We start from the raw sequence: 14,185 nt of genomic DNA, 5'->3' as shown, positions 1-14,185 counted from the left end.
TTAGTGCCAGATTACAGGAGAACGAAGATGGCCAATGACAAGAATTTCTTCAGCCGCGCCTTCGACGCGCTGGTGGCCGGCCGCGAGCGCCAAGCCCAGCGTTATGTCGCCCAGTTCGAGCGCGACTACGGCAAGCTGAATGGCAAATTAACGAAGCGCTAACGGGGTTTGCGAGTCGTGCAGGGCTGGTTTGAGACATCTGGCCTAACCAAATCCTGCCAGACACACTAAATAGATCGTGACGGGGGCAATAGACCGTCGTCATAAGTGCATGGAGACTAGAATGACTGAGAGCAAGAACGACTTCCGCAAGGCCCTGGGTTCGGTTATCGAAGCCCGTGGTCGCGAATCGAGCCGCCAGGTCAGCTATCGCATGCAGCACCAGCTGCTCGGCGCGTTCACCAAGCGCCCGTAAGGCCGCTGCAGGTTTCTAGCGACGATCTGAGTGATCCCCGGAGCATGCTTCGGGGATTTTGCTTTTCCTGGCGTCGCGTTGACGCTGACGGCCCATAGCGCCCATTGCCACACATGGTCAGCAGTTTACCCACTGATTCCGCCAACATGCGGTGTCACATCGAGTGGCCTGCTACTTCATTTCCAGCATCAGCGTGGTCCAGTCCTTGCGCTGCAGCTTCTGCGTCAGGGTCATGCCCTGGCGCATATAGGCGTTGATCACGCCGCGCGCCTGATGCTCCAGGATGCCCGACAGGATGATCGTCGCGCCCTTTTGCGCTACCTTGCCGACAGCCGGTGCCAGCGCCATCAGCGGACCGGCCAGGATATTGGCGACGATTAGGTCATAGGGCGCATTTCTGCTGATGACGGGGTGGTTTAGCCCGGTTGCCTCGAGCGCGATGATCTGCTTGCCGACGCCATTCTGCTCGGCATTGGCGATGGTGGTCTGCACCGAGATCGGGTCGATATCGCTGGCGATGACCGGCGTCCGCGTCCGTTTGGCCAGCGCAATGGCCAGCACGCCTGTGCCGGTGCCTACATCGAGCATCACCCCCGGCCGCTTGCGCTTGAGCAGGATGTTGATGGCCTCCAGGCACCCGGTCGTCGTCTCGTGATGACCGGTGCCAAAGGCTTGCGCCGCATCGATTTTCATCGGCGTCAGGCCATGCGGAACCGGGCCGGTTTCGTGGCTGCCATAGACATAGAAGCCGCCGGCAATCACCGGGGCCAGGCCCTCGAGCGACTTGGCGACCCAATTTACATCCGGATCGAGCGGCGCAACGGAAAATTGGACTGTGCCACCAAGGGTTTGCCGCGCCAGTTCAACAAACGATTCAAGATCGGGCGGGCTGTCGCAGGCGGCCTCGAAGATCCATTCGCCGGTTTCTTCGTTCTCATGCGCTGAGGCGGTCAGCGCCAGGTCGTCCCGCTCCATCACCGCGTCGACCAGCGCATAGGCCTGTTCCTTGGTGAGCGGAATGGAGGAGAGCTGGTCGACGGCCATGGCGAGAAATCCTTTGTGTTCCGCCTAGTTGCGACAAGTGCAGGCGCAGGTCAACCGGACTTGTCCCCACTGGTAAAGCCGAGTGTAGATTCGCTCGAATTACAACTTCACCGCCGTCCCGGAGATCGACACCATCAGCATCGAGCCGTTCGTGCCGACAACCTCGTAGTCCAGGTCGACCCCGACCACCGCATCGGCGCCCATGCGTTCGGCTTCGTAGGCGAGTTCGTCATAGGCCTGGCGGCGGGCGTCACGCAGGGCGCCTTCATAGGCGCCGGCGCGGCCGCCGACGATGTCGCGGATGCCGGCGAACAGGTCCTTGAAGATATTGGCGCCGACGATCACCTCGCCGGTGACGATGCCCAGGTATTCGCGAACGGGGCGGCCTTCGAGCGTGGGCGTGGTGGAAATGATCATGCGGCGTCTCCTCTGTGCTGGCACAGAGATAGGCCGGGTCGGCATGCCGCGAAAGGGCGGGTAGAAAATTGTTGGCGAAGCTGTCGAAGCTGGGTGAGACTGGCCGACATGGGTTCGAGCGCCGGATCGTCCGGCCGCGATGAGGATCACCTGCCATGCTCGCCGTCACCAGCTATCCCGAAGTCTACATCCAGCTCACCGCCGCCAAGGTCGACGAACAGCTCGCCGCCTATGCCGCGCTGGCCGCATCAGTCAAAGGCGATGCCAAGGCCGAAGCGGCGCTGGCCGCCTTCGCGCCGGGCTATTTCCAGTCGATGCTGCTGGCTCTCGACCACCACTTCATGCACCGTATGCGCGGCGCCGAAGGGAAGGACGGCAACCCGTTGAACGAAGTGCGCATGCTGGCCGACGCCATCATGGAGCATGATGGCGTGCTGCAGGAGAACAAGACGATCAAGTATAAGGCGGAGAAGGCAGTGGCGGGGATCGCGGTGGGGGAGACGATGGTGCTGGATGCGGAGGTGTTTGGGCGACTGGCGAAGGCGTATGTGGAGGAGATTGGGAAGCGGTTTCCGTGATCACTATGTATAAAGCACTATACCCGCGTCAACTAAATCTCTTATAGTTGCCGTTGTGTACGATTTATTCTCAATGACTATATTCTGTATTATGCATCCGAGGAGCATGTCGACGGAGGTAACGAAAGCAATGTCAGTTTCGGGGGTGTGACTGGCACAGTTTATTGCGAAAACTTCGCCGCCGGCATCAAAGACTGGTCCCCCGCTGCCGCCGCCATGCAGGTGAAAATCAACTTGGTAGCAGGGCCATGGCAACATCACCCTATCGCGGCCAGTGGGAAACTGCTGCACGACCTTTCCACGAAAATTTTCTACATTCATTGCGATGGATTGTCCTGGTCCATCTGCCCAAACCTTCGTGTTCGCGACGACCGAAGTAAATGCTAGTGAACCGGCTTGAGGCTTTCTGCTTGTTAACACAGCACATTTGTTCGTGTGGTTCGGCTTCTCACCCAACACGCGCAAAATTCCAACATCAGATTCTTTGTGCACACATATTTCATGCACCCGCCTCATTGAGACTTGGTTTTCCTGCTCAAATTGAAAGATCAGCGGGAAACGCCCAGGTTCGAATGCCTCAATGACGTGCTTGGCCGTTGCAACAATTCCGGGTGCGATAAAAAAGCCAGTCCCTAAGAAGCGGAAGTCTGCCGGACCGGGCGATCGATAAGTTAGGATAGGAACCAACATGGCCTTTCCGTCACCGACTACCCCGTCCTTGTCATGGCTCCAGTACCTGCTCGGGTCATCGGCGCCCTTAAGCGGTTCCAATAGTTCAGGCTTCAAGGTCACCCCTTCTTAACAAAGCTCTCCAGCACCTTCTTCCGACCGGCCTTCTCGAAGTCGATGGTCAACTTATTCCCCTCGATATCGGCAATCGCGCCATAGCCGAACTTGAGGTGAAATACGCGGTCGCCTCTGCCGAATGCCGATCTGTCGTTGCCTAGGTCGACTGATCGGGCGACGAGGTCGCCGTCGATGGTGAGCGGGCCGCCGCCCTTGCGGTTGGCCTGCTGGTTGCGGGCGCGTTGCCAGCCGGGGGTTTCGTAGACGCTTTCGAAGGGGTCGGCTTTATTGAAGCGGCTGGTGGCGCCGCCGCCATAGCCGTAGCCGCCATAGGATGAGCCGGTATCCTTGACTTCGACGGCGTCGGGCGGGAGTTCGTCGAGGAACCGGGATGGGATGGCCGATTGCCAGAGGCCATTGATGCGGCGGTTTTGCGCCACCGACAGCCGGGCGCGCTTGCGAGCGCGGGTGATGCCGACATAGGCGAGGCGGCGTTCTTCTTCGAGGCCGGCGCGGCCTGACTCGTCCATGGTGCGTTGGCTGGGGAACAGGCCTTCTTCCCAGCCGGGCAGGAAGACGGTGTCGAATTCCAGCCCCTTGGCCGAATGCAGCGTCATGATGGACACCGCGTCGTCGGCCTCGGCGGTGTCGCGGTCCATGACCAGCGAGATGTGTTCGAGGAAGCCGCCCAGTGTCTCGAACTCTTCCATCGAACGCACCAGTTCCTTGAGGTTTTCCAGGCGCCCCGGCGAGTCCGGCGATTTGTCGGCCTGCCACATGGCGGTGTAGCCGCTTTCGTCGAGGATTTGCTCGGCCAGTTCCCAATGCGAGATGCCGTCGAGGCGCGCCGACCAGTTGTCGAACTGGCCGACCAGCTCTCGCAAAGTGGTGCGCTGCTTGGGCTTGAGCTCCTCGGTTTCGAGCAGCATGCGCGTCGCGGCGAACAGCGACACCCCGGCGGCGCGCGAGGTGTTGTAGATGATCTGGATGGTGGAATCGCCCAGTCCGCGCTTGGGCACATTGACGATGCGCTCGAAGCTCAGGCCGTCGGCTGGGTTGGAGACCGTGCGGAGATAGGCGATGGCGTCGCGGATTTCCTTGCGCTCGTAGAAGCGCGGGCCGCCAATGACGCGGTAGTTCAGCCCCAGGGTGATGAAGCGCTCTTCGAACGAGCGCATCTGGTGGGAGGCACGGACCAGGATGGCCATGGAATTGAGGGCTTCGCCAGCGCGCTGGTAGTTCTCGATTTCGTCACCGACGGTGCGGGCTTCCTCCTCGGAATCCCAGACGGAAGTCACCGAGAGCAGCTCGCCATTTTCGCCGACATCGGTGTGCAGCGTCTTGCCGAGGCGGCTTTCGTTGTAAGCGATGAGCGTCGAGGCGGCCTTGAGGATGTTGGAGGTCGAGCGATAGTTGCGCTCAAGCTTGATCACCTTGGCTCCGGGAAAGTCCTTTTCGAAGCGCAGGATGTTGTCGACCTCGGCGCCGCGCCAGCCATAGATGGACTGATCGTCGTCGCCGACGACGCAGATATTGGCTTCGCTGGCCGGCTTGCCCTGGGCTAGCAGGCGCAGCCAGAGATACTGGGCGACGTTGCTGTCCTGGTATTCGTCGACCAGCATGTATTTGAATTTGCGGTGATATTCGGCCAGTACATCCGGATTTTCCTTGAACAGGCGGATGCATTCGAGCAGCAGGTCGCCGAAATCGGCGGCATTGAGGGTCTTCAGCCGCGCCTGATAGTCGGCATAGAGCTTGGCGCCCTTGCCATTGGCGTAGCTGCCGCTATCGGCGGGGGAGACATCCTTGGGCAAGAGGCCCTTGTTCTTCCAGCCATCCATCATCGAGGCGAAGAGTTTGGCGGGCCAGCGCTTCTCGTCGATGTTCTCGGCCTCGAGAAGCTGCTTGATCAGCCGGATCTGATCGTCGGTATCGAGAATGGTGAAGCTGCTGGTGAGGCCCACAAGTGCTGCATGACCGCGCAGGATGCGGGCCCCGATGGAGTGGAAGGTGCCCATCCAGGGCATGGAATCGAGGCGTGGAACCAGCCGTTCGATGCGCTCCTTCATCTCGCGGGCGGCCTTGTTGGTGAAGGTCACCGCGAGAATCTGCGAGGGCCAGGCGCGATTGGTGTTGATCATGTGGGCAATGCGGGTGGTCAGCACACGCGTCTTGCCCGTGCCGGCGCCCGCCAGCACCAGCAATGGTCCATCGATGCTCAGCACGGCATCGCGCTGTTCCTCGTTGAGGCCGCGCAGATAATCCGGCACCTGCTGGTTCCGGCCGAACTGGCTGGTTATGGAGCCCGCTGCCGGGCGGTCCAGGGGGTGGGCTTCACCGGGCATCGAGGGCCTTTCCATCGCCGCGTCGCCAGGGCAGGGACGAGAGGGCAGCGGGATTGACGAATCTTATTTTGTTCACGGTGCAATATAGGGTCGGCAAGGGCCGATGTATAGGACGGCTGCCTGTCACCAAACCGTCATGCCGATGTCATCGACAGGTCGTGCGCCAACCTTATGCGAGTCCCATTCTTCAATGGGGCTCCCTCATGCATTTCAACAAGCGTCTTGCCGCTCTCACAGCTGTCCTGCTGGCCACCACGGCCACGGGTCAAGCTGCCGAAGTCTTCAACCGCGTCGCCAGCTTTCCGGTGGAACTGAACAATCCGGAAGCGGAGGTCAGCTCGTCCGAGATCATCACCGCGACCGATGACGGCATGACGCTGATCTATTCGGACAGCCCGGCAGGCGGCATCGGCTTTGTCGATATCACCGACGCCAAGGCCCCCAAGGCCGGCGGCTTCCTCGACATGGATGGCGAACCGACCTCGGTCACCGTCATCGGTGGCAAGGCCTATGTAGCGGTCAATACGTCCGAGAGCTTCACCGAACCGTCGGGCAAGCTGGTTGTGGTCGATATCGCGACCAAGGCGATCGACGGCGAGTTCGACCTGGGCGGCCAGCCCGACTCGATAGCCCACAACGCGGACAACACCATCCTCGCCATCGCGATCGAGAACGAGCGCGACGAAGACGTGAACGATGGTGCCATTCCGCAGGCCCCGACCGGCTTCCTGACGATCGTGACGCTGACCGACGGCGCCGTGACCGAGGCCGAAATCAAGAAGGTCGAGCTTGCCGGCATCGCCGATATTGCCGGTGATGATGCTGAAGCCGAATTCGTCGCGTTCAACGATGCCGACGAAATCGCCGTGACGCTGCAGGAAAACAACTGGATCGCCATCGTCGATGCCAAGACCGGCACCGTGACCGGCGGCTTCTCCGCCGGCGAAGTGGGCGTTTCAGGCGTCGATACCAAGAATGACGGTACTATCGATTTCTCGGCCGACAAGGATGCCGTGCCGCGCGAACCCGACGCCATCAAGTGGCTCGACAATGACCGCCTGGTCGTCGCCAACGAGGGCGACCTCGACGGCGGCTCGCGTGGCTTCACCATCTTCGGCAAGGACGGCACTGTGCTGTTCGATTCGGGCAATGCGCTTGACGTCAACGCTGCCCAGCTGGGCCACTATCCCGATTTCCGCAACAAGAAGGGCGTGGAACCAGAAGGCCTCGAAGTCGCGACCTTTGGCGACGACCAGTACATCTTCATTGCGGAAGAGCGGTCGTCGCTGATCGCCGTCTACAAGGACACCGGTGCTGAGCCGGAATATGTGCAGTCGCTGCCGTCGGGCATTTCGCCGGAGGGCCTCGTCGCCATCCCCGAGCGCAACTTGCTCGCCACGGCCAACGAAGTCGACCTGCGTGAAGACGGCCTCGGCGGTTCGCATGTGATGCTCTATGAGCTGGCCGAGGCCGAACTGGCTTATCCGCAGCTGATTTCCGACCTTGGCGAAGACGGCCATCCGATCGGCTGGGCCGCCATTTCGGGCGCCGTTGGCGATGCCGAAAAGCCGGGCATTCTCTACGCCGTCAGCGACAGCGTGCTCAATGGCGCCCCGGCGATCTACGAAATCGACGCGACGGCCAAGCCGGCGCGCATCGTCAAGAAGACCATCATCACCCGTGACGGCGCGACCGCACAGAAGCTCGACCTCGAAGGCATTACCCTCGACGGCGAAGGCGGCTTCTGGCTCGCCAATGAGGGCGACAGCGACAAGCTGGTGCCGCACGCCCTCATCCATGTGAATGCCGATGGCGAGATCGAGGATGAAGTCGGCTTCCCGGTCGATCTGCTGGCTGGCCAGAAGCGTTTCGGCGCCGAAGGCGTCGCCAAGGTTGGCGACACGCTCTGGGTTGCGATGCAGCGTGAGTGGGGCGATGACGACAAGGGCTCGGTGAAACTGCTCGCCTACAACACCGAAAGCGAAGAATGGGGCGCGGTGCGCTACCCGCTCGAAGCTGCGCCGGAAGGTGGCTGGGTTGGCCTTAGTGAAATCACCGTGCATGGCGACTACGCCTATATCGTCGAGCGCGACAACCAGATTGCTGGCAAGGCTGGCCTCAAGGCGATCTACCGCGTCGCCCTGACCGAACTCGTTCCTACTGCGCTCGACGGTGAATTGCCCGTCGTGACCAAGGAACTGGTACGTGACCTGGTCCCCGATCTGGCCAGCAACAACGGCTATGTTGTCGACAAGGTCGAAAGCTTCGCCATCGACGCGTCCGGCACGGGCTATGTCATCGCCGACAATGACGGCACCGATGACAGCTCGGGAGAGACGTTCTTCTGGTCGATCGGCGCGCTGTAGGCTAATTCGACTGTGATTGCGGCGGCCGGACCTGCGGGTTCGGCCGCTACTTATTTGCCCGGTGACCAAAGCGTGATCCGCGCCGTGCCCTTTCCGCCCGAAACCTCGCATGTATTCAAGGCAATGGCGGGGTTGCGCGGGGGCCGCTCTTGCCTACACTCTGCCGCTGGAATCCGGGTGGCTAACGCGCAGTGCTGAACCGCATCTACATCATCGTGGGCATGCTGGCGATTATCGTACTCGCCGGGGCCTTTCTCGCACCGCGTTTCGTCCATTGGGGCGACTATCGCGGTCGCATGGAGCAATTGGCGACGGGCGTGCTCGGGACGCCGGTGACCATTCGCGGCGAGATCGAATTCTCGCTGCTGCCACAGCCCCGGCTGAGCTTCACCGATGTGCTCGTGGGCTCGCCCGAAGAGCCGGCTGCGACGGTCGACAGTGTCGAAGCCGAATTCTCGCTGATGGATTTCCTGCGGGACAACTACAACGTCACACGCCTGGTGCTGCGCGGGCCGGTGGTGGATTTCGACATCGACGAGAGTGGCTTCTTCGGCAGTGGCGTCGCGCTGTCGGGCAGTGGCGGCGGTGTCGTGCTGAGCGAAACCAGCATTGTCGATGCAACAATCCGCCTGCTGGACCGTCGTGGCGGCGACAGTTTCGTGGCCGACGATGTCGACGGCGAGCTCAAGCTCACCAGCTTTGCCGGGCCGTTTCAGTTCCAGGGCACCGGGAACTACAATGGCGAGCGCTATAGCGTGCGCTTCAACTCGGCCGCCGTGACCGAAGCTGGTTCGACACAGGTATCGGGCTTCCTGGCGCTGCTGAACGGCGGCTTTTCGCTGAGCACCGAGGGGCAACTCACGCCCGGTATGGCGCCCAAATATGATGGGGTGTTGACCTACCGTCAGAGGCCGCCAGAAACGGCTGTGGCCGACGAGATCCGGGGCGACCTGGTGTTCGAGAGCAAAGTCACCGGCTCGACCGATCGCATCGTGCTCTCGGGCTACGTGCTGCAACCCGACGAGAACCGTGCCAGTACGCGGTTGACCGGGGCGGCGAGCATCCAGCTGGGCGCGCGGCAGAGTTTCGACGCCGTAATTTCGGGCGGTGTGTTTGCGCTGCCGCCGCGCGATGCCAAGGAAAATGCATCGACGATGCCCTATGAGGCGGTGCGGCTGCTGAGCGAATTGCCGGCTCCCATGCTGCCACCGATACCGGGGCGTATCGGGGTCGATCTTGCCGAAATCGGGCTGCGCGGCTTTGCCCTGCGCGAGGTGCGGGTCGATGCCAGCACCGATGGCAGCGAGTGGACGATCGAACAGTTTATCGGCCGGTTGCCGGGCGATACCGAAGTGCGCGCTGGCGGCACGCTTACCGCCGAAGACGGTCGCCCGGCCTTCCGTGGCGACGTCACTATTTCGAGCGCACGCCTCGATGGTCTGTCAGCGCTGTGGCGCAAACCCGCCGACGATACGCCACTGTTCAACCAGCCTGGCGCATTGGCGGGTCGCGTGATGCTGGTGGGCGATGCGCTGGGCCTCAGCAATGGATTGCTGACATTGGCAGGGGCGGCCAACTCAGTCGAAATGCGCCTCGGATTTGGCGGCGAAAAGCGGCTGGATGTGGTTGGGCACTTCGGCCAGCTTGGGGCTAATGGCAGCGCCCTGCTGGCGGCGCTGCTGCCCAATCTGGCGAATGACCCGGGGTTTGGCCTGAGCTTTCCGGGTGGCAGCTTTTCGCTCACCGGGCAGACGGCACGCATGTTCGGATATGATGGCTCGGACCTGGTTGCCGAGGGGCAATGGGCGACCAACAAGGTGACGTTCTCGCGATTGTCTGCCGGGGAGTGGGGCGGCATCGGCTTCGACCTTGCCGCCTCTGCTGGTGGCACCGTAGCCCAGCCCGACATGTCCGGTTCGGGCATGGTGCGGATCGCTTCTGCCGATGCGCCTGCGCTGGCGGGATTTTATGATCTGCTCGGAACGCCGCAGGCCTGGCGGGACTTCCTGGCGCTGTCGGCACCGGCGGAGTTGCTGGTGGACCTGCAGCCTCCGGGAGAAGGCGGGTTGCAAGTATTGACGCTGGGTGGCGCCCTTGGGGCGGGCGATCTCGACCTGCGTGCCGAACTCGGCGGTGGCATCGCGGCTCTTTCGACCGGGCAATTGCAGCTGACGGCGACGCTCGAGTCGACCGACACGGTGGCTTTGACGCAGCAGATCGGCTTCGGCACGGCGGACCTGTTCGACGGCGAGTCCATGCTGGTCAGCATTGGCCTGACGGGGTCGCCGAGCAACAGTCTCAACTCGCGCCTGACCGCCAGTTCCGGCGACGAGACGATGAGTTTTGCCGGCGAGTTGCTGAGCATCGAGGATGGCGAAATCCAGGGCAATGGCGCCCTGCAGGTGGCACTGGCCGATGCCGGCGGTCTTGCCCATATCGTGGGGGCGCAGGGGCTGAGCCTGCCTCAGGTACAGGGAAGCGCGCATCTGCATTTCGAGGGCGATCGGCTGGCTACGCTGACCGAGATTGCCGGAACCTCTGGCGAAACTGGCTTTACCGGCGAGTTGTCGCTGGCGCGTAGCGGCGCGACGGCGGCGGTGGACGGGGCGATTGCGGTCGACGCAGTGTCGGTTGAAGGCCTGGCATCCACGCTCTTCGGGCGGGCCGCGCTGGTTGGCGGCGCCGGCATCTGGCCGGAAGGTCCCATCAGTGTTGGCGACCAGCAGCGAACGACGCGTGGATCGGTTTCAGTCACGTCGGGCAGCGTCATGGCCGGTGGCGAAGAGCGGTTGGGGGCAACCAGTTTCGAGCTTACCTGGGACGAGACGCGGCTGCGGCTATCGCGCTTCGAGGCGGCATTGGGCGCGGGTAAGATCAACCTCGATATCGCGGTCTGTTGTGCCGGACCGCTGGTCGACAAGACGGCCAGCGGACGCGTCAGCCTGACCGGCGCGCCGCTGGACGCCATTGCGCCGCCAGCGGTGGCAACCGCGCTCGATGGCGTGCTGGAGGGTGGGGTGAGCTTTGAAGCGACCGGCGCCAGCGTTGGCGATCTTCTCGCCGTGCTGGCCGGAGAGGGCAACTTTACGCTTGCCGACTTCTCAGTTGTGCAACTGGCGCCCGGCGTATTCCCGACAGTCGCCGGGCTCGATGATGTTTTGAACATGGAACCCGACGCCTTGGCTGCGATCATCGGCCTCTCCCTCGGGCAGGGGCCGTTTGCGGCTCCTTCGGCGACCGGGGCCTTTACCATTGCCGGCGGCGTGGCCCGGCTCACCAATTTCATCGTCGAGGGGGAGGGCGCGCGCCTGGCAGGCGACATCAACCTGGCACTGCCGCTGCTGGGGCTCAATGGCAGCTTCGTGCTGACCCCGCTAGGCTTCGAGGATGCCAATGGCCTCGTGGGCGTCGATACCGCGCGCATCACCAATCGCATTGCGGGAACGCTGCTGGCGCCTGAGACGGTGCTGGATCTTGAAGAGATGGTTGCTTCTATCCAGGTTCGTGCCAACGAACTCGAAGTCGATCGGCTTGAGATTCTACGGGCCGAGGACGAGGCGCGGCAACGTGCGGCGGCCGAGGAGCGCAACCGGCTGATCGAGGAACAACGCCGGAAGGCCGCCGAGGAAGCCGCAAGGCTGGCGGCTGAGGAGGCAGCCCGTATTGCTGCCGAGGAGGAGGCCCAGCGCCAGTTGCTGCTACAGCAACAGCAGCAATCACCGTCGATCCAGACGCTGCCCAATCAGCCCGCGACAGGGCCGCTCAATCTTGGCTTGCCGCCGCCACAGGTCAATCAGCCGATCGGGAACGGCGTCAACCAGCCGTTCACACCGGTCAACTGAGCGCGGTCGTCGCTTTGGCCTGATACCATCGCAGCACGGCCACTCGCGCCGCCGAGGACAGGTTGGCGGTCTGCCTGTTGGCATCGATCGAGCGGATGAGGGCAGCCATGGTCTGCCCGGATTCGGCCGTCATCATTTCCAGCGCGGCCCAGAATTCGGGCTCGAGGGCAATGGAGGTGCGGTGGCCTGATATGGACAGGGAGCGCTTGTCCATCAGCAGGTTGTCAGGGTTTCTTGCGGAAGGCGTCGAGGCTCACGACCTTTTCGCCGGGCTTCTCGCCATCAGTCGAGCCGGCCGCTGCCTCTACGGCGTCGTCGGCGTCGTCTTCCAGCTCGCCAGCCCCGGGCGCTGTCTTGGGGTCGAACTGCAGGCCGAACTGCACAGACGGATCGAAGAAGCCCTTCACTGCGGAGAAGGGAATCACCAGGGTTTCCGGCACGCCATTGAACGACAGGCCGACTTCAAAGCCGGTATCGTGGACCTTGAGGTCCCAATACTGGTTCTGGATGACGATCGTCATTTCCTTGTCATACTGGCCCAGCAGGGTCTCGCTGAGCCGCACGCCGGGGGCGCGGGTGACGAAGGAAATGAAGAAGTGATGGTCGCCCGGCAGGCCGGTCTTGGCGACCTCGGCCAGAACCTTGCGCACGACGCCGCGCAGGGCTTCCTGAGCGAGAATGTCGTATCGCATGTGATCTTCGGCCATCGTCAACCTTTCCGGCTTCAGGGTAGAATCCTGATGGCCCATATCAGCCTTACGCGCCATGATAATTCAAGGCCTAAGGCAAACCCATAGCAATTGGATGTGAAGGTGCAGGCTTCTGTTGCCAGGTGCCTGCGGACCCCGCCTGTCACCCGGCTAGGGGTGGAGGACTTAATTTCCCAATGCTAGCACTGCTTACGCAGCGAGAGCGACTGGAGCCTTATGGTTGTCATTTGCAACTATAAGTTTTGGACCGATAACGGTGGTACCTCACCGAGCAAAAGCACACCCTTTACGCCCTCGTCGATCCTGTTTCGCCCCCATTGGCTCCTCCCGAAAGGGGAGATGGTGGAGGCGCCGGGTACTGCCCCCGGGTCCGAAAGGTTTATTACGATGACAGTTTATCGCCATAGCTCTTGCGAGCAGCTTCTATATAGGCGCGGGTGACGGGGGATGCAATCGGTGGTGATGGACGCAGCCAATCGGCGGGCTACGTGTTATCCAAGTCACGAACGTTGCCGGATTGCCGGTGTCTTGAACCGAAAGCCGATGATCCATGCAAATCCGTGCCGGCTTCTCGCTGAGCTATGACTGCCCGGCGCCGACGCCGATGCTGCTGTCACTCAACCTCCACCCTTCACGACGGGCTGACCTGTTGACGCCCCAAGTGCTGGCCTTCACGCCGGATGTTGAAAGCTGGGACTACATGGACAGCTACGGCAATGTCTGCACGCGCATAACAGCGCCACAGGGGCGGATGACGGTATCGACCGCGTTCGACATCTACGATGCGGGAACGCCCGACATCGTACCGCACGATGCCACCCAGCACAGCATTCGCGACCTGCCTGACGAAACGCTGATCTACCTTATGGGATCACGCTACTGCGAGACCGACCGACTGACCAATGTCGCCTGGCAGCTTTTCGGCCACACGGCACCGGGATGGCCGCGCGTCCAGGCAATCCTCGATTTCGTCCACAATCACATCACTTTCAGCTACCAAAAGGCGGATCGTACCCGCACCGCCTTTGGCGCCTACACCGAGCGCACCGGCGTGTGCCGGGACTTCGCGCATCTTGCACTGACCTTCTGTCGCTGCATGAACATTCCAGCGCGCTATTGCACCGGCTTTCTGGGCGATATCGGGGTGCCCGCCGATCCAGATCCCATGGATTTCTCCGGCTGGTTCGAGGTCTATCTGGGCGGCCACTGGTACACGGCCGATGCCCGGCACAATTTCCCCCGCATCGGCCGCATTCTGATGGCCATCGGCCGGGACGCCACTGACGTGGCGCTGTCGACGCAGTTCGGGCCAGCCAAGCTTTCAGGCTTCTCGGTCACGACCTACGAGATCATGCCCTAACCGTTCCACTTCATGCCCATATAGACGCCGCCGGCTTCAAGTTCATCGAGCATCTGCGCCAGGTGCATGAGCTTGGTGTCGTCGCGCTTCACCTTGTTGATCCAAAGCAGGTAGTCGTTACGCTGGTATGGAGGGCGGGCGTCGTATTGGGCGCGCAGGCCGCGTTCTTCGAGGGCTTCGCGCACGAAATCCGGCATATCCTCGCGTGGGCGGAGCGGGCGCAGTCGAGGGCTCATGACTGTTCTCCTTCAACTGTTCTGCCAACGCGTTGCCGTGACATTCGCTGTCAGCACGCATGGCGGTATTCTATTACCTGCCAAGC

The 14,185-nt window shown here is 62.1% G+C and carries 13 protein-coding genes and 1 other RNA gene; 6 read left to right on the top strand and 8 right to left on the bottom strand.

All coding sequences use genetic code 11. The features are described from left to right. The first annotated feature begins 27 nt into the window (after positions 1-27). Together IM737_RS20935 and IM737_RS20930 are read left to right on the top strand one after the other, a co-directional pair. Positions 28-162, top strand: a complete 135-nt coding sequence (locus IM737_RS20935; RefSeq protein WP_272906549.1) for a hypothetical protein — start codon at positions 28-30, stop codon at positions 160-162. A gap of 121 nt (positions 163-283) precedes the next feature. Further along, positions 284-415, top strand: coding sequence for a hypothetical protein (locus IM737_RS20930; protein WP_272906548.1), 132 nt, complete (start codon positions 284-286; stop codon positions 413-415). A 171-nt stretch (positions 416-586) separates the two neighbouring features. Here IM737_RS20930 and IM737_RS05625 read toward each other — a convergent pair whose 3' ends face one another. After that, entirely contained in the window at positions 587-1,459 is an 873-nt protein-coding gene (locus IM737_RS05625) for a 50S ribosomal protein L11 methyltransferase (protein ID WP_236898941.1), read from the bottom strand. A gap of 99 nt (positions 1,460-1,558) precedes the next feature. Beyond that, complete coding sequence (locus IM737_RS05620) at positions 1,559-1,876, bottom strand: heavy metal-binding domain-containing protein (protein ID WP_236898940.1); 318 nt, start codon at positions 1,874-1,876, stop codon at positions 1,559-1,561. Positions 1,877-2,031: 155 nt separating this feature from the next. Here IM737_RS05620 and IM737_RS05615 point away from each other — a divergent pair, with 155 nt between their 5' ends. Continuing rightward, positions 2,032-2,454 (top strand): hypothetical protein, encoded by a 423-nt coding sequence (locus IM737_RS05615; RefSeq protein ID WP_236898939.1) that lies wholly within the window; start codon positions 2,032-2,034, stop codon positions 2,452-2,454. Between the two features lie 3 nt (positions 2,455-2,457). On the opposite strand, the gene IM737_RS05610 is transcribed toward IM737_RS05615, so the two are convergent. Both IM737_RS05610 and IM737_RS05605 read right to left on the bottom strand, forming a co-directional pair. Further along, a complete protein-coding gene (locus tag IM737_RS05610; protein WP_236898938.1) occupies positions 2,458-3,240 on the bottom strand; it encodes a S1 family peptidase in 783 nt (260 codons plus the stop codon). Between the two features lie 2 nt (positions 3,241-3,242). After that, positions 3,243-5,585 (bottom strand): ATP-dependent helicase, encoded by a 2,343-nt coding sequence (locus IM737_RS05605; RefSeq protein ID WP_236898937.1) that lies wholly within the window; start codon positions 5,583-5,585, stop codon positions 3,243-3,245. A 203-nt stretch (positions 5,586-5,788) separates the two neighbouring features. Between IM737_RS05605 and IM737_RS05600 the strand changes: the two genes are divergently transcribed. Together IM737_RS05600 and IM737_RS05595 are read left to right on the top strand one after the other, a co-directional pair. Next, on the top strand, positions 5,789-7,951 hold the full coding sequence (locus IM737_RS05600) for an esterase-like activity of phytase family protein (RefSeq protein ID WP_236898936.1): 2,163 nt from the start codon (positions 5,789-5,791) through the stop codon (positions 7,949-7,951). Positions 7,952-8,142: 191 nt separating this feature from the next. Next, positions 8,143-11,793: an AsmA family protein gene (locus tag IM737_RS05595; protein WP_236898935.1), complete on the top strand. Its 3,651-nt coding sequence runs from the start codon at positions 8,143-8,145 to the stop codon at positions 11,791-11,793. Here IM737_RS05595 and IM737_RS05590 read toward each other — a convergent pair. From IM737_RS05590 to ssrA, 3 genes are all read right to left on the bottom strand, one after another. Next, on the bottom strand, positions 11,786-12,007 hold the full coding sequence (locus IM737_RS05590) for a ribbon-helix-helix domain-containing protein (RefSeq protein WP_236898934.1): 222 nt from the start codon (positions 12,005-12,007) through the stop codon (positions 11,786-11,788). The genes IM737_RS05595 and IM737_RS05590 overlap by 8 nt on opposite strands. Positions 12,008-12,017: 10 nt before the next feature. Next, positions 12,018-12,500 (bottom strand): SspB family protein, encoded by a 483-nt coding sequence (locus tag IM737_RS05585; protein ID WP_236898933.1) that lies wholly within the window; start codon positions 12,498-12,500, stop codon positions 12,018-12,020. Positions 12,501-12,604: 104 nt separating this feature from the next. Continuing rightward, positions 12,605-12,960, bottom strand: a transfer-messenger RNA (tmRNA) gene (gene ssrA / locus IM737_RS05580). A 93-nt stretch (positions 12,961-13,053) separates the two neighbouring features. On the opposite strand from ssrA, the gene IM737_RS05575 reads away from it, so the two are divergent. Continuing rightward, a complete protein-coding gene (locus IM737_RS05575) occupies positions 13,054-13,863 on the top strand; it encodes a transglutaminase-like domain-containing protein (RefSeq protein ID WP_236898932.1) in 810 nt (269 codons plus the stop codon). On the opposite strand, the gene IM737_RS05570 is transcribed toward IM737_RS05575, so the two are convergent. After that, positions 13,860-14,099, bottom strand: a complete 240-nt coding sequence (locus tag IM737_RS05570) for a YdeI/OmpD-associated family protein (protein WP_236898931.1) — start codon at positions 14,097-14,099, stop codon at positions 13,860-13,862. The genes IM737_RS05575 and IM737_RS05570 overlap by 4 nt on opposite strands. Between the last annotated feature and the right edge of the window lie 86 nt (positions 14,100-14,185).

Origin of the sequence: Devosia sp. SL43 (assembly GCF_021729885.1) — a bacterium.
In the GTDB taxonomy this organism is placed as follows: Bacteria; Pseudomonadota; Alphaproteobacteria; order Rhizobiales; family Devosiaceae; genus Devosia.
Note: the sequence above shows the minus strand (reverse complement) of the source record. Positions and strands in the feature narration are given on the sequence as shown.

Bases quoted from the DNA above. Each gene is read 5' to 3' on its own strand.
- IM737_RS20935 (WP_272906549.1), top strand. From the start codon at position 28: ATGGCCAATGACAAGAATTTCTTCAGCCGCGCCTTCGACGCGCTGGTG.
- IM737_RS20930 (WP_272906548.1), top strand. From the start codon at position 284: ATGACTGAGAGCAAGAACGACTTCCGCAAGGCCCTGGGTTCGGTTATC.
- IM737_RS05625 (WP_236898941.1), bottom strand. From the start codon at position 1,459: ATGGCCGTCGACCAGCTCTCCTCCATTCCGCTCACCAAGGAACAGGCC.
- IM737_RS05620 (WP_236898940.1), bottom strand. From the start codon at position 1,876: ATGATCATTTCCACCACGCCCACGCTCGAAGGCCGCCCCGTTCGCGAA.
- IM737_RS05615 (WP_236898939.1), top strand. From the start codon at position 2,032: ATGCTCGCCGTCACCAGCTATCCCGAAGTCTACATCCAGCTCACCGCC.
- IM737_RS05605 (WP_236898937.1), bottom strand. From the start codon at position 5,585: ATGCCCGGTGAAGCCCACCCCCTGGACCGCCCGGCAGCGGGCTCCATA.
- IM737_RS05600 (WP_236898936.1), top strand. From the start codon at position 5,789: ATGCATTTCAACAAGCGTCTTGCCGCTCTCACAGCTGTCCTGCTGGCC.
- IM737_RS05590 (WP_236898934.1), bottom strand. From the start codon at position 12,007: ATGGACAAGCGCTCCCTGTCCATATCAGGCCACCGCACCTCCATTGCC.
- IM737_RS05585 (WP_236898933.1), bottom strand. From the start codon at position 12,500: ATGGCCGAAGATCACATGCGATACGACATTCTCGCTCAGGAAGCCCTG.
- IM737_RS05575 (WP_236898932.1), top strand. From the start codon at position 13,054: ATGCAAATCCGTGCCGGCTTCTCGCTGAGCTATGACTGCCCGGCGCCG.
- IM737_RS05570 (WP_236898931.1), bottom strand. From the start codon at position 14,099: ATGAGCCCTCGACTGCGCCCGCTCCGCCCACGCGAGGATATGCCGGAT.